This window comes from Ancylobacter sp., from assembly GCF_965229075.1.
GTDB lineage: Bacteria > Pseudomonadota > Alphaproteobacteria > Rhizobiales > Xanthobacteraceae > Ancylobacter.
The window spans coordinates 1,925,407-1,945,249 of the sequence record NZ_CBDDIO010000002.1 but is presented as its reverse complement, the minus strand read 5'-3'; the positions used below and the strand labels follow the sequence as shown (position 1 = coordinate 1,945,249).

Below are 19,843 nucleotides of genomic sequence, written 5' to 3'. Positions count from 1 at the left end.
GGGGTCTCCGCATTCCTACGCGGGGACCGTAGGACCAGAACCTTGCACGAGGCTGGAGCGTTCAGTGCTCGCTGAGCCGGGCCGCCGCCAGCGCCGCCTCGAAGCGGCGGAGATTCTCGCTCTCCGATCCCGCCGCAGTGGCGAACTCGATGGCGTCGATATGCACGCCGACCGAATTCTCGTCGAACACCACATGGAACGCGGTCGTCATCGCCGGCTGGCGGAAGCTGAGCGCGAGGGAGACATGCGGCGGCGCGCCCCAGTCGCTCTCGATCACCGCGTGGCGGTCATAGCTGAGCTGGCCCGGCTTGAGAAAAAGCTCGGCCGAGGAGGCGATGAGGTCGTCGATGTTACTGTCCTGGCCGCTGTTGATATAGGCCATCACCACCCCGGCATTGGTCAGGCACAGCTCGGTGAGAAAACCGCGCAGCGCCTCGGCCAGCCGCTTTTCATAGGTGAGCAGCGCCAGTTCCGGCAGGCTGGCGATGTCGAGACGGCAAGGCCCCTCATTTCCGCGCATTTTGGCCTCGCGAGTAGATGAAGAAGAGAATCTTGGCGACCGGGCGGTAGAACTCCGCCGGAATCCACTGGTCGACCTCCACCGCCTCATAGAGCGCCCGCGCCAGCGCGCGGTCCTCCACAACAGGCACGCCGGACGTTTCGGCGATGGAGCGTATCTTCAGGGCGATCAGGTCCACGCCCTTGGCGAGCACCAGCGGCGCCCCGCCCTTCACCCGGTCATAATGCAGGGCGATGGCGTAATGCGTCGGGTTGGCGATGACGAGCGAGGCGCGCGGCACCGCGCTCATCATGCGGTGGCGGGCGCGTTCCTTCGCCAGCGAGCGCATGCGCGCCTTGACGATCGGGTCGCCCTCGGCCTGCTTGAACTCCTCCTTCACCTCCTGCTTGGTCATGCGCAGTTCGGCGCGCCAGCTCAGCCGCGACCAGACGAGGTCGATGCACACCAGCGCGATGGTGGCGACGCAGACGGCGGAGACCAGCCGCACCGCGAGGCCGAGCAGCATGGAGGGAACGAGCGTCGGGTCGCTCGACATGGCGCCCATGATGCTGTCCTTGGCGGAGAGCAGCAGCATGACGCAGATCGCCGCGACGGCGCCGAACTTGAACAGCGATTTCAGGAATTCGACCTGGCCGTGCCGGCCGAAAATGCGGGTGAAGCCCGAGGCCGGCGAGACGCGCGACCATTGCGGGCGGATGCGCTCGCCCACGAAGCGCGGCATGTTCTGCGCCAGCGAGGCGACGAGGCCGAAGGCGGCCAGCACCAGCGCGATCGGCAGCAGGAAGCGGGCGGCAAGGCCGAAGGCGAGCCAGAACAGCTCCAGCGCATCCTCGCTGCCGGCGATGCGGAAGCCGCCGGGATTGTCGATCAGCCGCGCCATCCCCTCGGTCAGAAGCGTGACCTGCGGACCGGCGAAGAAGGACAGGCTGACGAGAATGCCGAGCAGCGAGGCAAAGAGCGGGGCTTCGCGCGAAAACGGAACCTGTCCCTTTTCCAACGCGTCGGAGATCTTCTTCTCGCTCGCCTCCTCGGTTTTGCTCTCCTTGTCATTATCCTCGGACATGGCGGCCCCCGGGGTGGCCTGACCTAGCGCACATAGGCTTCGTCCTCGCCGCCGGCGTTGAGCTCGATCTCGCCGCGCCCGGCCATTTCCAGCGCCATGTCGGTGATGGCGCGCCGGGCCTCGTGCACGTCGCGGTGCGAGGCCGGCTCGCTGCTCATCAGCTCCTGCTCGACCATGCGGCGCACGCGCGAGCCGAGCGATTGCAGGATGACCTCGCGGAACTGCGCGTCCGTGCCCTTCAGCGCCATCACCGTGCGGTCGTTCGGCACCTGGTCGAACAACGCCGTGCGGGCGCGCGGCGGCAGCGAGATGATGTCGTCGAAGGTGAACAGCAGCCCCTTGAGGATTTCCGCCGATTTCGGCCGCGTGCTCGCGAGGCTGGAGAGGACGTTCTCCATGTCGTCGCGCTCCATCTTGTTGATGATGTCGGCGATGCGCGCATGGGTGTCAGCGCCCGCATTGCGGGCGAGGTTCACCATGAAGTCCTCATGGATGGTGTTCTCGATGATGCGCATCGTCTCGTCGACGATCGGCTTGAAGCCGAGCATGCGCCGCATCACGGCGTTGCGCATCGCCTCGGGCAGATGGCCGAGCACCTTGGCGGCGCAGGACGGCTTGACCTTGGACAGCACCAGCGCCGCGATCTGCGGGTGCTCCTTGATCACATAGGCGGCGATCGTGCCCTCGGAGACGCCGGAAATCCGGTCCCAGATGGTGTGATTGGTCGAACCGAGAATGTCGGTCATGATGGCGGAGATCTGCTCGGGGGGCAGAACCCCGTCGAGCAGGCGCTCCACATCGCTGGGCGAACCGACCACATTCGCGCCGGCGACGAACTGGGTGGCGAATTCCTCGATGGCGAGTTCGACCTGCGCGGTCGACACCGGGCGCATCTCCGCGATGGCGCGGGTGATCGCCTTGATCTCCTCGGGCTGGAAGTGCTTCATCAGCCGCGCCGCCACCGGTCGGCCCATGGTCATGAGCAGAGCGGCGACACGGTCGGAACCCTGTAGCGGGCGGGCCACCCGGGTGACGGCGGACATGCGCGCTCAACCGTCTCAGCGCGAGAGATCGGCACCGGACGCGCCGACGATCTCGGTCAGCGACACGCCGAAGCGGGAATTGTCCTCGTCCACCACCACCACTTCGCCGCGGGCGATGATGCGGCCATTGACGACGATGTCGACCGGCTCGCCGACGCGGCGGTCAAGGGGCACGATGGCGCCACGGCCGAGCTTCATCAGCTGCGCCACCGGCAGGTGCGCCGAGCCCAGCACCACCTGCAGCGTGACCGGCACGCGCAGCAGCGATTCGAGGCCACGGCCGCCGAAGCTCTCCTCAACCGTGCCGCTGGCCGACAGCACTTCCGGGGCGAAGGTTTCGTGGCTCATCCGCGCGGGTCCTTGTTCACGGGGGTGGGGAGAACAGCGGCGGCCTCGGTGCGGGCACGGTCGAGCCGGGCGACCAGCGCCTCCGCCTCGCCGATGCGCGTGCACAGCGCCGAAATCAGCTCGCGGCTGTCATTGTTGAGCAGGGCGACGGCATCGCGCGCCTCGCCCAGCGCCGCGGCGCTGTCATGCAGCGCCAGCCGGTAGTGGCGCCCGACCGTCGAGAGCTCGTTGAGCTTGCGATACATCAGCACGACGCAACCGCTCGTCACCACAAGCGCCACGAACAGCACCGCCTCAGCGGGGGAGAATGTCATCGATGAACTCCTGATCGAGGTCGACCGCCTCTTCGATACGCAGCACATAAGACCCTTCAGCTTGCCCGAGGCTGCACCAGAACAGCGGCTGCTCGACGCTCTCCAGCTTGACCCGGCTGCGCGGCGTCGCCTGCAGCGGCAGGATCTGCCCGACTTCCAGCTGCGCGGCGTCGCCGAGCGTGATTTCGCGCTCTTCCAGCACCGCGCGCAGCCGCACCTCGGTGCGCTGCACCTCGCCGCGTATGTGCTTGGTCCAGATCGGGTCGCGCGGGGAGGATTCGCCGGCGGTGGTGCTGGCGAGCTGCTGGCGCAGCGGGGTAAGCGCACCCTGCGGGATCAGCACGAACATCTCGCCGCCGCGATTGAGCGCCTGCAGCAGGAATTTGGCGCAGATGGCGAGGTTGTTGCGCCGGCCCACCACCGCGAAATCCATGCGGGTTTCCTGGCGCTGGAACTTGAAGCTGACCTGGCTCACCAGGGCGAAGCTGCCTTGGAGCGCCTTCGCCACCTGCTCGAACAAAGCGATGGCGATGCGCAGCTCGATATTGGAGAAGGAGCGCTCGTCATCCACCGGCGGCTCGGAACCGTCGGCGCCGAACAGCACCTCGACCATGCTGAACACGAAGTCGCGGTCGAAGCCGACAATGACGTGGCTGTCCCATTCCGGGGAGTGGAACACGCCGACGATCGCCATGCCCTCATAGCTGTCGAGCACGTCGCCGATGCGCCCGCTCTCCACCTGGCTCAGCGAGTAATAGGCCTGCGAGGAGGCCAGCTGGCGCAGGCTCTCCGCGCACAGCGTCGCCATGCGGTCGAAGATGACATGCAGCATCGGCAGCTTGTCGAGCGAGAGCCCGGCAGCGTCGAGCAGAAGGTCGCGAATATCGGCCGGCGTGCCGGCGGAGGGGGTGGCGCGCATGTTCATGTGATCAGGCTGCCTGGGGAACGGCCGTGAGGTTCGGCACGTTGGAAATCGCCTCGGCTTCCACTTCGTCGATGCTCGGGCGCTCGGAGGAAGAGATGGTCTTGCGCCCATGTTCGAGCGCGATCTGCGGCAGCGCCCCGTTCATGTAGGCGATGAGCGACTGCTTCACGATGATGTAGGGCTGGACCTGCTTCTCGCGCATGATCTTGATGTAATGCGCCATCGGCCCAAGGATCGCGTAGGAGGTGTAGATACCGATCAGGGTGCCGACCAGCGCCGAGGCGATGTAATGGCCAAGGATTTCCGGCGACTGGTCGATGGCGCCCATCGCCTTGACGATGCCGAGCACCGCCGCGCAGATGCCGATGGCCGGCATGCCCTCGGCTACCGTGCTGATCGCCCCGGCCGGCTTGGTCTTGTATTTCTTGATGGTCGAGATTTCCTGTTCCATCAGCCCCTCGATTTCGTGCGAGCGGGCATTGCCGATGACGATCAGCCGCGCATAGTCGCAGATGAACTGCGTCAGCTCCTTGTCCTTGAGAATGTCCGGGAAGTGCTGGAACAGCGCGGAATTGGCGGGGTCGTCGATATGGCCTTCAACCTCGTTGCGCGGACGGGTGCGCAATTCGCGCATCAGCGCATAGAGCAGGCCGAGCAGGCCGAGGAAATCCTTGCGCTTGGGCGCCTTGCCGGCGAAGGCCTGCCCCATCGCCTTGCCGGTGTCCTTGACGGTCGACATCGGGTTGGCGATCAGGAAGGTGGCGAAGGCGATGCCGAAAATGATCACATATTCAAAGGGTTGCCAAATCACTTCGAGATGGCCGCCCATCGCGACGAAGCCGCCTCCGATCGAGGCAAACCCCAGGACGATGCCAATCAGAATGAACAATGCCGACCCCTCCGTTGTTGGCTGAGGGTCTAGGCAAGCAAGATTGCGCGAGGCTGGCCCTGCCCGGCCGGACGGCGCGGAAGCCCGGCGCAAGCTTGCCGCGCCACGGTGGCGGCCGGACCGGAGCCGGGAACCGCCATGACCACCACCTTCGCGACCTTCCAGTCGCTCACGCGCAACATGACCCGCACGCTCTCTCAGAAGGCGGCGGAACCGTCGGTGGCGCTGGAGACCAAGCACTTCCTCGCCACCATCCCGAAGATCAAGACGGTCGACGCCTTCCTCAAGAACACCCGCGTCTTCACCTATGCGATGAACGCCTTCGGGCTCGGCGACATGGCCTATGCCAAGGGCTATATGCGCAAGGTGCTGACCGAAGGCATCGTCGACCCCAAATCCTTCGCCAACCGGCTGAATGACGAGCGCTTCACCGCCTTCGCCAAGGCGTTCGACTTCGACAATTACGGCCCGCTCACCACCAGCCGCCCGGCGGCGCGGCAGGACGTGGTCGACGCCTATGTGCGCCAGAAGCTCGAAGTCGATGCCGGGGCGGAGAATGAGGGCGTGCGGCTCGCGCTTTATTTCCAGCGCGAGGCGCCCAAGGTGAAGTCGGCCTATGGGCTGCTCGCCGATCCCGCGCTGTGGAAGGTGCTGAAGACCGTCTACGGCTTTCCCACCGCCATGGCCTCCGCCGACATCGAGAAACAGGCCAACGCCGTCACCCAGCGCCTCAAGCTCGCCGAGCTACAGGACCCGACCAAGCTCGACCGGCTGATCCGCCGCTTCACCGCGCGCTGGGATGCCGACCAGGGCGTCGCCGCCTCACCGACGCTGGCGCTGTTTCCGGCCAATGGCGTCGGCATGCGCACCGGCATGGCGCTGCTGAACCTCAAATATGGAGGCTGATCCATGCCGAGCCTTTACGTCCCGCTGGCCGCACAGGTCGCGACCGAACGGCGCATGGCGACCATCGCCAACAACATCGCCAATATGAGCACCCCAGGCTTCCGCGCCGAGTCGATCAAGTTCGAGCGGCTGCTCTCCACCGCCGGCGACCAGGAAGTGGCCTTCGTCTCCGAGGGCGAGACCTACACCTCGCTCGCCGCCGGCCCCGTCAACTACACCGGCAACCCGCTCGACGTGGCGCCGCAGGGCGACGCCTGGTTCGCGGTGCAAACCCCGAATGGGCGGGCCTATACGCGCGACGGGCGTCTGCATATCGCCGCGACCGGTGAATTGCTCACCGTCGATAACCTGCCGGTGCTCGATGCCGGCGGCACCGCGATGCTCGTCGACCCCGCTGGCGGCGAGATCCGCATCGGCGCCGACGGCGCGATGACCCAGGGCGCCAACCGCGTCGGCACGCTCGGCCTGTTCACCCTGCCGGCCGGTGCCAAGCTGACCCGCCAGGGCAATGCGGTCGTCCCCGACCGCCCCGGCCTGCCGGTGCAGGATTTCTCCAGCCTCGGCGTCCGCCAGGGCTATGTCGAGGGCTCGAATGTCGACCCGATCATGGAAATGACGCGGCTTATCGCCGTGCAGCGCACGTTCGAGATGGCCGCCCAGGCGGTGCAGCAGAGCGAGGACCAGACCTCCGAGGCCATCCGCACGCTCGGGCCGTCCTGAGATGAACGCGCTGGCGCGGCTGGAAGCGGCGGTTCAATCCGGGCTCGACGATCTGCCCTTCGTGCGCGTCTCCGGCACGGTGCGCGAGGTCACGCCGACGCATTTCCGCGTCTCCGGCCTGTCCTCCCATCTCACCCTCGGCGCCTGCGTGTCGGTGGAGGCCAATGGCCGAAACCTGATCGGCGAGGTCGTGCGGCTCGACGAGGGCGGCGCCACGGTGAAGCCGTTCGACGAGCGCGTGGCAATCGGCCTCGGCGCCCCGGCGCACCGCGCCCGCGCCCTCGCCTTCCGCCCGCATGAGGAATGGAAGGGGCGGGTGATCGGCGCGCTCGGCCAGCCTCTGGACGGGCTCGGCCCGCTCACCCTCGGCGACGAGGCACGCGAATTGGAGGCCGACCCGCCGGAGGCGATGAGCCGGGCACGCATCCACAAGCCGCTGCGCACCGGGGTGCGGGTGATCGACCTGTTCACCCCCATGGTCGAAGGCCAGCGCATCGGCATCTTCGCCGGCTCGGGCGTCGGCAAGTCCACCCTGCTCGCCATGCTGGCGCGCTGCGAGGGCTTCGACACCATCGTCGTCGCGCTGGTCGGCGAGCGCGGGCGCGAGGTGCGCGAATTCCTCGAAGGTCCGCTGGCGCCCAACCGCCACCGCTCGGTAGTGGTGGTCGCCACCAGCGACGAGAGCGCGATGATGCGCCGCCTCGCGCCGCGCGCCGGCTTCGCCGTGGCGGAGTATTTCCGCGACCGCGGCGAGCAGGTGTTGCTCATCATCGACAGCGTCACCCGCTACGCCCATGCCGCGCGCGACGTGGCGCTGGCGGCGGGCGAGCCGGCGGTGGCGCGCGGCTATGCGCCGAGCGTGTTCAGCACCCTGCCGCGCCTGCTGGAACGCGCCGGACCGGGGCCGGAGGGCAAGGGGGCGATCTCCGCCATATTCTCGGTGCTGGTGGACGGCGATGACCATAACGACCCGGTGGCCGACGCGGTGCGCGGCACGCTGGACGGCCATATCGTGCTCGATCGCGCGATCGGCGACCAGGGCCGCTTTCCCGCCGTCAACGTGCTGCGCTCGGTCTCGCGCCTCGCCGATCTCGTCTGGAGCCCGGAGGAGCGCGACCTGATCCGCCGCCTGCGCAGCCTCATCGCCCGCTTCGAGGACACCCGCGACCTCAGGCTGATGGGCGGCTACCACCCCGGCGCCGACCCCGAGCTCGACCAGGCGGTGAAGGTGGTGCCGCGCATCTATGAGGCGCTGTCGCAATATGCCGACGCGCCGCCGAGCCGCGAACCCTTCGCCGAACTCGCCCAAGCCATACGTGGCTAGCGATCCGCGGCTAGCCCTGCGCGACGAGCCCTCCGAGCCCACCACGCCCTGCACGCCAGTCTCGCGCAAGCCAGACAGGGTCAACTGCGGCAACGACACCGAGGAGTGATGAAATGAGCCTCTATGGCATGATGCGGACCGGTGTGTCCGGCATGGCGGCGCAGTCCAACAAGCTGGGCACCATCGGCGACAACATCGCCAATTCGGGCACCACCGGCTACAAGCGCGCGTCCACCGAATTCTCCAGCCTGCTGCTGCAGAGCGGGCCGGGCGAGTACAATTCCGGCGCGGTCAACACCAGCGTGCGCTACGCGGTGAGCCAGCAGGGCGCGTTCAACTATTCCACCTCCGCCACCGATCTCGGCATCCAGGGCAACGGCTTCTTCCTGGTTTCCGACCCCAACGGCACCTCCTATCTCAGCCGCGCCGGCTCCTTCACCGTCGATGCCTCCTCCGGCAATCTGGTGAACACCGCCGGCTTCACGCTGATGGGCTACGACATCACCAATGGCGACCCCAATGTGGTGCTGAACGGCGCCGGCGGGCTGAAGCCCGTACGCGTCGCCGATGTGCGGCTCGCCGCCAATCCCTCGCGCGACGGCGCCTTCGCCGCCAACCTGCCGGCCGCCGACACGGCGGTGACGGGCAGCACCCCGGCGGCCAACGTTGCCGGCTCGTCCTATTCGCAGAAATCCTCGCTGGTGACCTTCGACAATCTCGGCAGCGAGGTCACCATCGACATCTATCTCACCAAGACCAGCGACAGCCCGATCGCGTGGGAAATGACCACCTTCGACCGCGCCGGCGCGGCGGCGGGCGGCGGCTTCCCCTATGCCAATGCCCCGCTCTCCACCCAGACGCTCGATTTCGACGCGCTCGGCAACCTCACCTCCGCCCCGACCACGGCGCTGAACGTGCCGGGCGGCCAGACGCTGACCCTCGACCTCACCGGCATGACCCAGCTGGCCGACCGCTACACCCCGCTCAACGCCACGGTGGACGGCAACGCCCCGAGCTCGGTGTCGAGCGTCACCATCGACAAGAACGGCGTCGTTTCCGCCGTCGATCTCAACGGGCGCAAGTCGCCGCTCTACAAGATCCCGCTCGCCTTCGTCACCAGCGCCGACAAACTCGCCCCCAAGGCGGGCAATGTGTTCGAGACCACGCGGGAATCGGGCGGGCTGCAGATCGGCTTCGCCAATGAGGGCGGGCTCGGCACCATGGTGTCCGGCGCCACCGAGCGCTCGAATGTCGACATGGCGTCCGAGCTGACCGAAATGATCAGCGCCCAGCGCGACTACACCGCCAACTCCAAGGTGTTCCAGACCGGCTCCGAACTGCTCGACGTGCTGATGAGCCTGAAGCGGTGATACGCCGATGAGCCTGTCGCTCGCCTTCAACACCGCCCGCGCCTCGCTCGCGGCGACCTCGACGCAGATCGAGACGACGACCCGCAACATCGCCAATGCGGGTCAGCCGGGCTCCTCGCGCAAGATCGCCGTCACCACGACGGAAGCGACCGGCGGCGCCTATGTCGTCACCGTGTCGCGGGCGAGCGACGGACCGCTCTATACGCGCATGCTCGGCGCGACCTCGAACGCGGCCGACCGGCAGGCGGTGCTGGATGGGCTCGACCGGCTGCGCACCGGCATGGGCGATGTCACCGGCGAAAATTCGCCGGCGGCACGCTTCGGTGCGCTTGGCGACGCGCTCGCCCAGTTCGCCAATGCCCCGGACGATCCCGCGCTCGGCGCTCGCACCGTCACCATGGCGCAGGACCTCGCGACCACGCTCAACAGCGCCGCCGCCACCGTGCGCACCGTCCGCTCCGAGGCCGATAGCGGCATGGCGCGCTCGGTGGCACGGGTCAACGACCTGCTCAAGCAGTTCGCCACCGAGAACGACACGGTGGTGCGCGGCACCGGCGCCGGGCGCGATGTCAGCGATGCGATGGACCGGCGCGACACGCTGCTCGCCAGCCTCGCCGAGGAAATGGGCGTCACCGCGGTCTCGCGCGGCAATAACGACCTCGTGCTTTACACCGATGGCGGTGCCACCCTGTTCGAGACCACGCCGCGCACGGTGAGCTTCGCCACCACGCCGGTGCTCGCCGCCGGCATGGCCGGCAAGGCGGTGATGGTGGACGGCGTCAGCGTCACCGGCGCCGATGCCACCATGCCGCTGCGCTCCGGCCGGATCGCCGGCCTCGCCGAACTGCGCGACCGCACCGCCGTGACGCTGGAGACGCAGCTCGATTCCCTCGCGTTCGGCCTCGCCCAGGCTTTTGCCGAGACGGACCAGACCGGCGGCGGCGCGCCCGACGCGCCCGGCCTGTTCACCGATGGCACGGCGAACCTGCCGGCCGGCCCCACCGGCCTCGCCGCGCGCCTCACCGTCAACCCGGCGGTCGATCCCGCGCAGGGGGGCAGCCCGAGCCGGCTGCGCGACGGCGGCATCAATGGCGCGGCCTATGTGGTCAATACAAGCGCCCAGCCGAGCTTCGGCGCCCATCTGCAGGCAGGCGCCGCCGCGCTGGCCGAAGTGCGCGATTTCGACCCCGCTTCCGGCATTCCCGCGCGCTCCACCATGGCCGATTTCGCCGCCGCCTCCACCGGCTGGCTGGAAGGCCAGCGTCAGGTGGCGGCGCGGGAGACGGAAAGCGAAACCGCGCTGCTCGCCCATGCCTCCTCGGCGCTGTCCAACGCCACCGGCATCAACATGGACGACGAATATGCCCGGCAGCTCGACCTCGAACGCAGCTACCAGGCCTCGTCCAAGCTCATTGCCGTGGTCAGCAGCCTCTATGACGCGCTCTTCCAGGCTCTGAGGTAAGCGATGCACTCCAGCTTCATCTCCACCCTCACGCTCAACAATGCGCCGCGCGCCGCCCTGCCCCGGCTGCAGAGCGAACTCGCCAAGGCGAGCCAGGAACTCACCACCGGCCGGCGCGCCGATATCGGCCGCGATCTCGGCGTGGCGGTGGGCGAGAACCTCACTCTACGCCGCGACCAGACTTCGCTACAGAGCCTGATCGACGGCAACGCCTCGACCGGCGCCGTGCTCGACCGCACCCAGACCGCGCTCGACGACATTCGCGGCCAGGCCGACCGTTTCCTCAGCGCCATGGTCGGCATTTCCGACGCCAATAGCGGCGCCGGCGTGCTGGCGGCGCAGGGACGTTCCGCCCTCGACGCCCTCACCTCGACGCTCAACCTCACCGACGGCCGGCGCTATCTCTTCGGCGGACTGAACAGCGGCACCAAGCCGATGGCCGGCTTCGACGAGGGGCCGGAGGCGGCGATAGCAGGGGCCTTCGCCGCCCGCTTCGGGCTCGATCCCGCCGATCCGATGAAGGACCCGGCCGTGGCGCAGATCCCCGTCGCCGACCTCGCCGACTTCATCGACACCACCTTCGCCGCCTCCTTCGAGGAGCCGGGCTGGAGCGCCACCTGGTCGGACGCGAGCAGCGAGAACCGCCGCGCCGCCATTTCCTCCACCGCCCAGATCGAGGTCGGCGCCAGCGCCAATGAGCCAGCCATGCGCAAGCTCGCCATGGCATACACCATGATGGCGACGCTGGGAGGCTCCGGCCTCAAGGGCGACGCGCTGAACACCGTGCTCGACAAGACCCGTGGTCTCCTCGGCAGCGCCATTTCCGGCGTCACCGACATATCGACCCGGGTCGGCTCCGCCCAGAGCCGCATCGCCGCCGCCGACACCCTGATGCGTAGCGCCATCGACGCCACGGATCGCCGCCTCAACGTGCTCGAAGCCGTCGACCCCGCCGAAGCCAAGACGCGGTTCGACACCATGACCACCCAGGTCGAGATGTCGTACTCGCTGACCGCGCGAATACTTAAACTGTCCATCATGGACTACGTCTAGGACGAAAGGTCTAAAGATGTACCGCTTCTCCTATGCCGAGATACTCGGCGATTCCGCTGCCGAAGCCCGGGACGAGGAGCGCCTCGCGCTCGACCGCGCCATCGACATGCTGACGCGCGCACAGGCCAACGGCCCGTCCTCGCCGGAGGCCGCCGAGGCGGTGCTCTATCTGCAGAAGCTCTGGGGCTTCCTGATCCGCGACCTCAGCGATCCGCACAACGAGCTGGCCGAGCAGCTGCGCGGCAATCTGATCTCCATCGGCCTGTGGGTGATCAAGGAGGCGGACCAGATCGTGCAGGAGCGCTCCTCCAATTTCGCCGCCCTCATCGAGGTAAACCGTTCCATCCGCGACGGGCTGATGTGAGGCGCGGCGATGCAGATTTCCCTCAAGCCCGGTGAACGCCTGTTTCTCAACGGCGCCGTCATCCGCGTCGACCGCCGGGTGACCGTCGAGCTGATGAATGACGTGGCCTTCCTGTTGGAAAGCCATGTTCTCCAGGTCGAGGACACCACCACGCCGCTGCGCCAGCTCTATTTCGTGGTGCAGATGATGCTGATCGAGCCGCACCGCATGAACCAGGCGCAGCGCCTGTTCCGCGAGCAGCTCGCCGCGCTCGTCGTCTCCTTCCGCACCGAGTCGATGGTGGCCGCGCTGACCCAGATCGGCGATCTCGTCGATACCGGCCGCTATTTCGACGCGCTGCGCTCCATCCGCCGCCTGTTCCTCGTCGAGGAAACCATCCTCGGCTGCGACGCGCCCCGGGCCGCCTAGAGCTTTTTCCGCGCCACCACCGCGCCGCCCACCGCCGCCGCCTCGTGCATGCGGCCCCAAGGGAGTTCCGCCATGACCAGCATCAACGCCCTCGGTGGCAGCACAAGCGCGGCCGCGCCGGCCAAGCCGGGCGGCAGCACGCTCGACTACAGCGCCTTCCTGCAGCTGCTCGTCGCGCAGATGAAGACGCAGGACCCGACCAAACCGATGGACAGCGCCCAATATCTGGGCCAGCTCGCCTCCTTCTCGCAGGTGGAACAGAGCGTCTCGGCCAATGCCAAGCTCGACCGGCTGCTCACCTCCTCCGCGCTTCAGATCGCCGATGCCGCCGTCGGGCGCACCGTCACCAGCGCCGATGGCAGCGTGACCGGACAGGTGGCCTCGGTGCGCATCACCTCGGAAGCGCCGGTCGCCACCCTTACCGACGGGCGGGAGATCACCCTCGGCTCCGGCATCCGGATCGCCTGAGCGATGAACGAGGCCGACGCTCTCGATATCGTCCAGTCCGCCATCTGGACCATCATCATCGCGTCCGGCCCCGCGGTCGCGGCGGCGATGCTGGTCGGCATCGGCGTCGCCCTGTTCCAGGCGCTGACGCAGGTGCAGGAAGTCACCCTCACCTTCATCCCGAAAATCATCGCAGTGCTCATCGTCACCGCCCTCACCGCCACCTTCGTCGGCCAGCAGATCCTCGCCTTCACGCAGGAGGTCTATGGCCGCATCGGCACCGGATTCTGATGCATCATGAGCGCCCTGACCGCCGCACCCGCCACTGAGCGCGCCTCACGGCGTGACATAGGCTTCGCGGCGGGCATCGTCGCCATCCTCACCATCCTGTTCCTGCCGATCCCGGCCCCGCTCATCGACATGGGGCTGGCCCTGTCCATCGCGCTCTCCGTGCTGATCCTGATGGTGGCGCTGTGGATCCAGAAGCCGCTGGAATTCAGCGCCTTTCCCACCGTGCTGCTGATCGCCACCCTGCTGCGCCTCGCGCTCGGCATCGGCACCACGCGCCTGATCCTCGCGGAAGGCGGCGAAGGCGTTCACGCCGCCGGGCACATCATCAGCGGCTTCTCCCAGCTGGTGATGAGCGGCGATTTCGTCATCGGTATCGTCGTTTTCGTCATCCTGATCACCGTCAACTTCCTCGTCATCACCAAGGGCGCCACCCGCATCGCCGAGGTCGGCGCGCGCTTCACCCTCGACGCCATCCCCGGCAAGCAGATGGCGATCGACGCCGATCTCAATGCCGGCCTCATCGACGACAAGGAAGCCCAGAAGCGGCGCAGCGAGCTGGAGGAGGAAAGCTCCTTCTTCGGCTCCATGGACGGCGCCTCCAAATTCGTCCGCGGCGAGGCGGTGGCGAGCCTCATCATCATCGCCGTCAACATTTTCGGCGGCATCATCATCGGCGTCACCCGTCACGGCATGGCGCTGCACGAGGCGGCGGACATCTATACCCGCCTCTCCGTCGGTGACGGGCTGGTCTCGCAGATCCCCGCCCTCATCGTCTCGCTCGCCGCCGGCCTGCTGGTGTCGAAGGGCGGCACCCGCGGCGCCACGGAAAAGGCGGTGCTCGGCCAGCTCGGCGCCTATCCGCGCGCGCTCTATGTCGCCGCCGCCCTGCTGTTCTGCCTGGCGCTGGTGCCCGGCCTGCCGCTGGTGCCCTTCGCCGGCCTCGGCGCCATCATGGCCTTTGTCGGCTACAAGGTGCCGCAGCACCTCGCCCGGCAGAAGGAGGCCGAGCAGGCCCGGGCGGCGCAGGCGCAGCAGCAGGCCGCCGCCGAGGCCAAGGACTCGGTCAAGGAATCGCTGCGCACCGCCGAGGTCGAGGTGGTGGTCGGCAAGCAGCTCGCCACCCTCGTGCTGCGCAACCCGGCCGAACTCGCCCACCGCATCGGCAAGATGCGGCGCAAATTCGCCGAGCGCTACGGCTTCGTGGTGCCCGACATCCGCGTGACGGAAGGGCTCGGCCTGCCGGCGAAGAACTACCAGATCCGGCTGCACGGCACCGCCATCACCGGCCATGAGATGCGGATCGGCGAAGCGCTGGTGGTGATCGGCGAGGGCCCGCGCCCGGACGTGCCGGGCGACGAGACCCGCGAGCCGGCCTTCGGCATGAAGGCGCTATGGGTGTCGGATGCCTATGCCGCCGAGGTCAAGCGCGAGGGCTTCATTCCCATCGACGCGCTTTCCATCATGCTCACCCATGTCAGCGAGGTGGTGTCGAACAATCTCGCCCAGCTGCTGTCCTACAAGGACATGCGCGCGCTGCTCGACCGGCTCGATCCCGAATATAAGCGGCTGATCGAGGATATGTGCCCCTCGCAGATTTCCTATTCCGGGCTGCAGGCGGTGCTCAAGCTGCTGCTGGCCGAGCGCGTCTCGGTCCGCAACCTGCACCTCATCCTCGAAGCCATCGCCGAGATCGTGCCGCATGCCCGCCGTTCCGAGCAGGTGGTGGAACATGTGCGCATGCGCATGGCGCAGCAGATCTGCGGCGATCTTTCCGAGGGCGGGGTGCTGAAGGTGCTGCGGCTCGGCGGCAAATGGGATCTCACCTTCCATGAGAGCCTGAAGCGCGACGCCAAGGGCGAGGTGGCGGAGTTCGACATCGACCCGCGCCTTGTCGAGCAGTTCGGCACCGAGGCCTCCACCGCCATTCGCGAGCGCATGCGCAGCGCCGGCAGCTTCGCCCTCGTCACCGCCCCCGACGCCCGCCCCTATGTGCGGATGATCATCGAGCGCATGTTCCCGGCGCTGCCGGTGCTCTCGCATGTGGAAATCGCCCGCGGGGTGGAAATCTCCTCGCTCGGGGCCATCGCGTGAACAGCGCGGCGGAGGCGCCCCTCGTCGCGGCGTTCCTTATTTTCTGTCGCCTCGGCGCCTGCTTCATGCTGATGCCGGCCTTTTCCAGCAGCCGTCTGCCGGCCAAGGTCCGGCTGTTCCTGGCGCTGGGCATTTCCTATGCCCTCGTCCCGCTGCTCGGCGACGGCATCGCCCGCACCGTGGCCGGCCTGTCGCAGGCCCAGCTGCTGCTGGCGATTGGCGGCGAACTCGCCACCGGCGGCATTATCGGCCTGCTGGCGCGCATTTTCTTTCTCGCCCTGCAGACGCTGATGACGGCGGCGGCGCAGGCGCTCAGCCTCGCGACCCCTTCCAGCATGATGGCCGACGATGAAGGCCAGGTGCCGGAGATCGCGACGCTGATGGCGCTGTCCGCCGTCACCCTGCTCTTCGCCACCGAACAGCACTGGGAGATCCTGCGCGCGCTCATCGATTCCTATGCGCGTCTGCCGCCGGCCGGCACCTTCCAGACCGGCGCCTCGCTCGCCCTGGTGGTGGACCGGCTCACCGACACCTTCCTGCTGGCGCTGCGGCTGGCGAGCCCGTTCCTCATCTATTCCGTGGTGGTGAATTTCGCGGTCGGCCTCATCAACAAGCTGACCCCGCAGCTTCCCGTCTATTTCATTGCCATGCCCATCATCACCGCCGGCGGCCTGCTGCTGCTCTACGCGACGGTGGACGATGTGCTGCGCATGTTCCTGGAGGCCTTCGCCTCCTGGCTGGTGAAAGGCTGAACCATGGTCGCCACACTGCGCAAGGCACGCCGCATCGAATCGGTGCAGGGGCAGATGCACCAGCGCGCCGAGAGCGCGCTCGCCCAGCTGGAGCGGGCGCTGGCCGAGGTGCAGCGGGAGCGGGGCGAGGTGCTCGCCGTGCTCAACAACGAGGCCGTGCCCTCCTTCGTCATCGCCCTCGCCGCCCCGCGCCTGCGCGCGCTCGACGCGCAGATCGCCCGGCTGCAGCAGGAAGTGGCGCACCAGAAAGTGGTGGCGCTGGACGCCGCGATGCGGCTGAAGCGGGCGGAACGCCTGACCGGCAAGGCCGCCACGCACGCCAACGCCGCACAGGAGCGCGCCGATCTCGACGACGCGCTGGAGGCTTTCATCGCCCGGAGTGGCGCAAGCTTCCCGCCAGCCTGACCTGCGAGGCTGCAACCGTCAAAATGTAACGGTGCAGCCGATGAGCATTCAGCCGCCCTCCGATATCCTTCTCGACGTGGTGAAAGCCGCCGATCCGCACAAGGCGCAAGCTATGGCGGCGCGGCTGCGCGAGGTCGCGTCCGCCGGTCCGGCCGGGGCCGTGGACCTCGCGGAGGGCGCGGGTTTCGACGACGCCCTCGCCAGCGAAGGTGTCGCCGCTCCGGTCCTCGGTGAAGGCACCGGCCCGCTCGGCGGCTTCTCCGCCCGGGCGCTGTCCAACGCCACCGCTCTCTCCGCTCGTCACGAGGCGCCCGGCGCCTCGCCCTATCGGCGCTTCGAGGCGATGGTGCTGAGCGGCTTCGTCGAACAGCTGCTGCCGAAGTCGAGCGCCACCCTGTTCGGCGCCGGCACCGCCGGGCAGGTCTGGCGCTCCATGCTGGCCGAGCGCATCGCCGACGAAGTCGCGAAGTCCGGCGGCATCGGCATCGCCCAGCACCTCGCCGCCGCGCGGGGCGGGCCGAGCGCATCATGACCGCCAATCCCGCCCTTGCGACGCTGAAGGGCCTGCTCGACCGGCTGGAAGAGACGGTGGAGGAGGAAACCACCGCGCTCGCCCAGCGCCGGCCGCTGGACTTCGAGGAGATCAACCGCCGCAAGAGCCGCAGCCTGCTGGAACTGACGCGCGCCATTCGCTCGTTGCCCGAGGCGTTCGACGCCGTCCGCGAAGGCGGGCTGTCCGCGCGGCTGGCGCGGCTGCGGGCCGGGCTGGAGGCCAATCAGGACATGCTGCGCATCCATCTTTCCGCCGCGCAGGAAATCGCCACCCTTCTCGGCCGCGAGATGGGCGAGGCGGAATCCGACGGCACCTACTCCTTCGCCCAGCTCAACCGGCAGGCCGCGCGATGATGCGTCTGCTGTTCATCGGCCTCTGGGTCTGCCTGGTGACGCTGCTGGCGAGCTATGGCGGGGCCTATTGGATGGCGGGATCGGCCGGCGCCAAGAGCGAGGAACCCTACCTCGCCGGGCTCGAATATCGCCGGCTCGACCCGATCAACGTGCCGATGATCATCGACGGCACCGTGCGCGGCTATGTCATCGCCAAGCTGGTGTTCACCGCCGACGCGGGGACGCTGCGCAAGCTGCCGATCGAACCGCAGATCTTCGTCACCAACGCGGCCTTTGACGAGATCTATACCGAAGGCCGCATCGAATTCGGCAAGTTGTCTAAATACAACCTCGCCGAGATGATGGCCAATATACGCATGCGAGCCAATGAAAAGCTCAAAGGCGATGTCATCACCGAAATACTCGTCGACGGCATCAACTACATCGACAAGTCCGAAATACGCGCCCTTGTCGACCGGACCGGCGACGCGCCGAAGAAGAAATCCTCCGCCGCCTCAGGCGAAAAAGCAACGCATTGAGCTCACCCGGAAATGTCCACATGAAGATCACCGGTAAAATCTATACCATCGTCGCCACATTGGGCCTGACAACGGCGATCGTCGGCGGCATTTCGATCTATACGCTGTCACACGAAACCCGCCTCGCCAACAAGCTCGACCAATTGCACCGCCAGGCCTTCCTCGCCGAGCGCATCAACGGCTTGGTCAGCACCGTCGTCATGGACGCGCGCGGCATCTACATGTCGAAGGACACTGAAGCCGCCAAGCCCTTCGTCGCCGGCCTGAAGCGCAGCCTCAACCACCTGGAGGAGACCGCGCAGGAGGTGACCTCGACCAATGACGCCGATGTGCGGGCGAGCTTCGGCCCGGTCGCCAAAGATGTCGCCGACTTCGTCACCTTCCGCGCCGAGACCGCGCGGCTCGCCACCGTGGAAGGGCCGCAGGCGGCCAACACCCAGGGCAACAACGAGGCCAACCGCGCCAACCGCAAGGCGCTGCAGACCTCGCTCAACGAACATGTCGAGCGGCTGCGCGACATGACCGACCCGCTGCGCGAGGAGTTCAACAAGGTCAGCAGCTGGGCCGGTTTCGTCATCCTGTCCGCGACGATCATCGGTCTTCTCATCGGCATCGGCACCGGCCTCTATATCGGCGTCGTCACGCTGAGCCGTCCCATCCGCCGGGTCATCGACACGGTGAAGGCCGTGGCCGATGGCAAGCTCGATGTCGCGGTCGAGACCAATCCCGGCAAGGACGAGATCGGCGACCTCTGGCGCTCCACCGGCGAGCTTCTGGGCACGCTGCGCGATGCCGAGCAGCTGCGCGCCGAGCAGGCCACCAATGCCGAGCGCATGGAAGCCGAGAAGCGCGTCGCCATGCGCGATCTCGCCGAGCGCTTCGACAGCGAGGTCTCCGGCGTCGTCCGCTCCGTGGCGGCCGCCGTCAGCCAGCTCGAACACTCCGCCTCCAGCATGAGCTCGTCCGCCGACGAGACCAGCAAGCAGTCCACCGTCGTCGCCGCCGCCGCCGAGCAGGCGACCAGCAATGTGCAGATCGCCGCCTCCGCCGCCGAGGAACTCGCAGCCTCGGTGCGCGAGATCGGCCATCAGGTGGCCACCGCCGCCAAGATCGCCGGCGAGGCCACCGAACAGGCAACCGGCACGGCCGATGTGGTGCGCGGCCTCGCCACCAACGCCCAGCGCATCGGCCAGGTGGTGAACCTCATCACCGACATCGCCTCGCAGACCAATCTGCTGGCCCTCAACGCCACCATCGAGGCGGCGCGGGCGGGTGAGGCGGGACGCGGCTTCGCGGTCGTGGCGATGGAAGTAAAGACCCTCGCCGAGCAGACCTCGAAGGCGACCGACGAGATTTCCTCGCAGATCGCCGCCGTGCAGGGCGCCACCAACGATGTGGTGCGGGCGATCGAGAACATCACCGGCACCATCCGCCGCATCGACGAGATTTCCAGCGCCATCGCCACCTCGATCGACGAGCAGGGGGCGGCGACCGGTGAGATCGCGCAGAACGTCCACCAGGCGGCCCAGGGTACGCAGGAAGTCTCTTCCAGCATCTCGACGGTGAGCGTCGCCGCCGCCGACACCGGCCGCGTCTCCGCCGAGATCGTCCGCTCCGCCACCGATCTGTCGTCGCAGGCCAGCCGCCTGCGCACCCAGGTCGACACCTTCATCGAACGCATCCGCGCCGCCTGAGCCCCGCCGGCGCCGTGCGCGCCGGCTCCG

The 19,843-nt window shown here is 67.8% G+C and carries 24 protein-coding genes; 17 read left to right on the top strand and 7 right to left on the bottom strand.

From position 1 onward, the window contains the following. Positions 1-61 precede the first annotated feature (61 nt). The 7 genes from ACO07Z_RS15150 to motA are packed head-to-tail and all read right to left on the bottom strand — an operon-like array spanning position 62 to position 5,102. Positions 62-520, bottom strand: a complete 459-nt coding sequence (locus ACO07Z_RS15150; protein ID WP_244450437.1) for a hypothetical protein — start codon at positions 518-520, stop codon at positions 62-64. Continuing rightward, the gene (locus tag ACO07Z_RS15145; protein WP_244450436.1) at positions 507-1,583 is read right to left on the bottom strand and encodes an EscU/YscU/HrcU family type III secretion system export apparatus switch protein; all 1,077 of its coding nucleotides are present in this window, start codon (positions 1,581-1,583) and stop codon (positions 507-509) included. Before ACO07Z_RS15145 ends, ACO07Z_RS15150 begins: the two co-directional genes overlap by 14 nt. A gap of 23 nt (positions 1,584-1,606) precedes the next feature. After that, a complete protein-coding gene (locus tag ACO07Z_RS15140; protein ID WP_421699457.1) occupies positions 1,607-2,626 on the bottom strand; it encodes a flagellar motor switch protein FliG in 1,020 nt (339 codons plus the stop codon). A 15-nt stretch (positions 2,627-2,641) separates the two neighbouring features. Next, positions 2,642-2,974, bottom strand: a complete 333-nt coding sequence (gene fliN / locus ACO07Z_RS15135) for a flagellar motor switch protein FliN (protein WP_307021848.1) — start codon at positions 2,972-2,974, stop codon at positions 2,642-2,644. Then, complete coding sequence (locus ACO07Z_RS15130) at positions 2,971-3,288, bottom strand: hypothetical protein (protein WP_421699456.1); 318 nt, start codon at positions 3,286-3,288, stop codon at positions 2,971-2,973. Before ACO07Z_RS15130 ends, fliN begins: the two co-directional genes overlap by 4 nt. Then, positions 3,269-4,213, bottom strand: coding sequence for a flagellar motor switch protein FliM (locus ACO07Z_RS15125; RefSeq protein ID WP_307021844.1), 945 nt, complete (start codon positions 4,211-4,213; stop codon positions 3,269-3,271). Before ACO07Z_RS15125 ends, ACO07Z_RS15130 begins: the two co-directional genes overlap by 20 nt. 4 nt (positions 4,214-4,217) lie before the next feature. Beyond that, entirely contained in the window at positions 4,218-5,102 is an 885-nt protein-coding gene (motA, locus tag ACO07Z_RS15120; RefSeq protein WP_421699455.1) for a flagellar motor stator protein MotA, read from the bottom strand. 138 nt (positions 5,103-5,240) lie between these two features. On the opposite strand from motA, the gene ACO07Z_RS15115 reads away from it, so the two are divergent. From ACO07Z_RS15115 to ACO07Z_RS15035, 17 genes are all read left to right on the top strand, one after another. Beyond that, a complete protein-coding gene (locus ACO07Z_RS15115; protein ID WP_421699454.1) occupies positions 5,241-6,008 on the top strand; it encodes a DUF1217 domain-containing protein in 768 nt (255 codons plus the stop codon). A gap of 3 nt (positions 6,009-6,011) precedes the next feature. After that, on the top strand, positions 6,012-6,728 hold the full coding sequence (gene flgF / locus ACO07Z_RS15110) for a flagellar basal-body rod protein FlgF (RefSeq protein WP_421699453.1): 717 nt from the start codon (positions 6,012-6,014) through the stop codon (positions 6,726-6,728). A 1-nt stretch (position 6,729) separates the two neighbouring features. Continuing rightward, positions 6,730-8,052 carry a flagellar protein export ATPase FliI gene (gene fliI / locus ACO07Z_RS15105; RefSeq protein ID WP_421699452.1) on the top strand — a complete coding sequence of 441 codons (1,323 nt, stop codon included), beginning with the start codon at positions 6,730-6,732 and terminating at the stop codon, positions 8,050-8,052. A gap of 113 nt (positions 8,053-8,165) precedes the next feature. Further along, a complete protein-coding gene (locus ACO07Z_RS15100) occupies positions 8,166-9,422 on the top strand; it encodes a flagellar hook protein FlgE (protein ID WP_421699451.1) in 1,257 nt (418 codons plus the stop codon). Positions 9,423-9,429: 7 nt separating this feature from the next. After that, the gene (gene flgK, locus ACO07Z_RS15095; RefSeq protein ID WP_421699450.1) at positions 9,430-10,884 is read left to right on the top strand and encodes a flagellar hook-associated protein FlgK; all 1,455 of its coding nucleotides are present in this window, start codon (positions 9,430-9,432) and stop codon (positions 10,882-10,884) included. A 3-nt stretch (positions 10,885-10,887) separates the two neighbouring features. Then, on the top strand, positions 10,888-11,937 hold the full coding sequence (locus ACO07Z_RS15090; protein ID WP_421699449.1) for a flagellar hook-associated family protein: 1,050 nt from the start codon (positions 10,888-10,890) through the stop codon (positions 11,935-11,937). A 16-nt stretch (positions 11,938-11,953) separates the two neighbouring features. After that, a complete protein-coding gene (flaF, locus tag ACO07Z_RS15085; RefSeq protein ID WP_421699448.1) occupies positions 11,954-12,301 on the top strand; it encodes a flagellar biosynthesis regulator FlaF in 348 nt (115 codons plus the stop codon). Positions 12,302-12,310: 9 nt separating this feature from the next. Next, the gene (gene flbT / locus ACO07Z_RS15080; RefSeq protein ID WP_244450423.1) at positions 12,311-12,709 is read left to right on the top strand and encodes a flagellar biosynthesis repressor FlbT; all 399 of its coding nucleotides are present in this window, start codon (positions 12,311-12,313) and stop codon (positions 12,707-12,709) included. A gap of 72 nt (positions 12,710-12,781) precedes the next feature. Then, positions 12,782-13,177, top strand: coding sequence for a flagellar hook assembly protein FlgD (gene flgD / locus ACO07Z_RS15075; RefSeq protein ID WP_421699447.1), 396 nt, complete (start codon positions 12,782-12,784; stop codon positions 13,175-13,177). 3 nt (positions 13,178-13,180) lie between these two features. Next, positions 13,181-13,447 (top strand): flagellar biosynthesis protein FliQ, encoded by a 267-nt coding sequence (fliQ, locus tag ACO07Z_RS15070; protein WP_307021828.1) that lies wholly within the window; start codon positions 13,181-13,183, stop codon positions 13,445-13,447. 6 nt (positions 13,448-13,453) lie between these two features. After that, complete coding sequence (gene flhA, locus ACO07Z_RS15065) at positions 13,454-15,538, top strand: flagellar biosynthesis protein FlhA (protein WP_421699446.1); 2,085 nt, start codon at positions 13,454-13,456, stop codon at positions 15,536-15,538. Continuing rightward, complete coding sequence (locus ACO07Z_RS15060; protein ID WP_421699445.1) at positions 15,535-16,290, top strand: flagellar biosynthetic protein FliR; 756 nt, start codon at positions 15,535-15,537, stop codon at positions 16,288-16,290. The genes flhA and ACO07Z_RS15060 overlap by 4 nt, the downstream gene beginning before the upstream one ends. 3 nt (positions 16,291-16,293) lie before the next feature. Continuing rightward, positions 16,294-16,695, top strand: coding sequence for a hypothetical protein (locus tag ACO07Z_RS15055; protein ID WP_421699444.1), 402 nt, complete (start codon positions 16,294-16,296; stop codon positions 16,693-16,695). 40 nt (positions 16,696-16,735) lie between these two features. Continuing rightward, positions 16,736-17,227 (top strand): rod-binding protein, encoded by a 492-nt coding sequence (locus tag ACO07Z_RS15050; RefSeq protein ID WP_421699443.1) that lies wholly within the window; start codon positions 16,736-16,738, stop codon positions 17,225-17,227. After that, positions 17,224-17,601: a hypothetical protein gene (locus tag ACO07Z_RS15045; protein ID WP_421699442.1), complete on the top strand. Its 378-nt coding sequence runs from the start codon at positions 17,224-17,226 to the stop codon at positions 17,599-17,601. The genes ACO07Z_RS15050 and ACO07Z_RS15045 overlap by 4 nt, the downstream gene beginning before the upstream one ends. Further along, complete coding sequence (locus ACO07Z_RS15040; RefSeq protein WP_421699441.1) at positions 17,598-18,119, top strand: hypothetical protein; 522 nt, start codon at positions 17,598-17,600, stop codon at positions 18,117-18,119. Before ACO07Z_RS15045 ends, ACO07Z_RS15040 begins: the two co-directional genes overlap by 4 nt. 20 nt (positions 18,120-18,139) lie before the next feature. After that, positions 18,140-19,813, top strand: a complete 1,674-nt coding sequence (locus ACO07Z_RS15035) for a methyl-accepting chemotaxis protein (protein WP_421699440.1) — start codon at positions 18,140-18,142, stop codon at positions 19,811-19,813. The last annotated feature ends 30 nt before the right edge of the window (positions 19,814-19,843 follow it).

Excerpts from the sequence above, each read along its gene's own strand:
- ACO07Z_RS15115 (WP_421699454.1), top strand. The coding sequence starts at position 5,241 with ATGACCACCACCTTCGCGACCTTCCAGTCGCTCACGCGCAACATGACC.
- ACO07Z_RS15150 (WP_244450437.1), bottom strand. The coding sequence starts at position 520 with ATGCGCGGAAATGAGGGGCCTTGCCGTCTCGACATCGCCAGCCTGCCG.
- ACO07Z_RS15100 (WP_421699451.1), top strand. The coding sequence starts at position 8,166 with ATGAGCCTCTATGGCATGATGCGGACCGGTGTGTCCGGCATGGCGGCG.
- ACO07Z_RS15130 (WP_421699456.1), bottom strand. The coding sequence starts at position 3,288 with ATGACATTCTCCCCCGCTGAGGCGGTGCTGTTCGTGGCGCTTGTGGTG.
- flaF (WP_421699448.1), top strand. The coding sequence starts at position 11,954 with ATGTACCGCTTCTCCTATGCCGAGATACTCGGCGATTCCGCTGCCGAA.
- ACO07Z_RS15035 (WP_421699440.1), top strand. The coding sequence starts at position 18,140 with ATGAAGATCACCGGTAAAATCTATACCATCGTCGCCACATTGGGCCTG.
- ACO07Z_RS15145 (WP_244450436.1), bottom strand. The coding sequence starts at position 1,583 with ATGTCCGAGGATAATGACAAGGAGAGCAAAACCGAGGAGGCGAGCGAG.
- flgK (WP_421699450.1), top strand. The coding sequence starts at position 9,430 with ATGAGCCTGTCGCTCGCCTTCAACACCGCCCGCGCCTCGCTCGCGGCG.
- ACO07Z_RS15140 (WP_421699457.1), bottom strand. The coding sequence starts at position 2,626 with ATGTCCGCCGTCACCCGGGTGGCCCGCCCGCTACAGGGTTCCGACCGT.
- ACO07Z_RS15045 (WP_421699442.1), top strand. The coding sequence starts at position 17,224 with ATGACCGCCAATCCCGCCCTTGCGACGCTGAAGGGCCTGCTCGACCGG.
- flhA (WP_421699446.1), top strand. The coding sequence starts at position 13,454 with ATGAGCGCCCTGACCGCCGCACCCGCCACTGAGCGCGCCTCACGGCGT.
- flbT (WP_244450423.1), top strand. The coding sequence starts at position 12,311 with ATGCAGATTTCCCTCAAGCCCGGTGAACGCCTGTTTCTCAACGGCGCC.
- flgD (WP_421699447.1), top strand. The coding sequence starts at position 12,782 with ATGACCAGCATCAACGCCCTCGGTGGCAGCACAAGCGCGGCCGCGCCG.
- ACO07Z_RS15040 (WP_421699441.1), top strand. The coding sequence starts at position 17,598 with ATGATGCGTCTGCTGTTCATCGGCCTCTGGGTCTGCCTGGTGACGCTG.
- flgF (WP_421699453.1), top strand. The coding sequence starts at position 6,012 with ATGCCGAGCCTTTACGTCCCGCTGGCCGCACAGGTCGCGACCGAACGG.
- ACO07Z_RS15125 (WP_307021844.1), bottom strand. The coding sequence starts at position 4,213 with ATGAACATGCGCGCCACCCCCTCCGCCGGCACGCCGGCCGATATTCGC.
- ACO07Z_RS15050 (WP_421699443.1), top strand. The coding sequence starts at position 16,736 with ATGAGCATTCAGCCGCCCTCCGATATCCTTCTCGACGTGGTGAAAGCC.
- fliN (WP_307021848.1), bottom strand. The coding sequence starts at position 2,974 with ATGAGCCACGAAACCTTCGCCCCGGAAGTGCTGTCGGCCAGCGGCACG.
- fliI (WP_421699452.1), top strand. The coding sequence starts at position 6,730 with ATGAACGCGCTGGCGCGGCTGGAAGCGGCGGTTCAATCCGGGCTCGAC.
- fliQ (WP_307021828.1), top strand. The coding sequence starts at position 13,181 with ATGAACGAGGCCGACGCTCTCGATATCGTCCAGTCCGCCATCTGGACC.
- ACO07Z_RS15055 (WP_421699444.1), top strand. The coding sequence starts at position 16,294 with ATGGTCGCCACACTGCGCAAGGCACGCCGCATCGAATCGGTGCAGGGG.
- ACO07Z_RS15090 (WP_421699449.1), top strand. The coding sequence starts at position 10,888 with ATGCACTCCAGCTTCATCTCCACCCTCACGCTCAACAATGCGCCGCGC.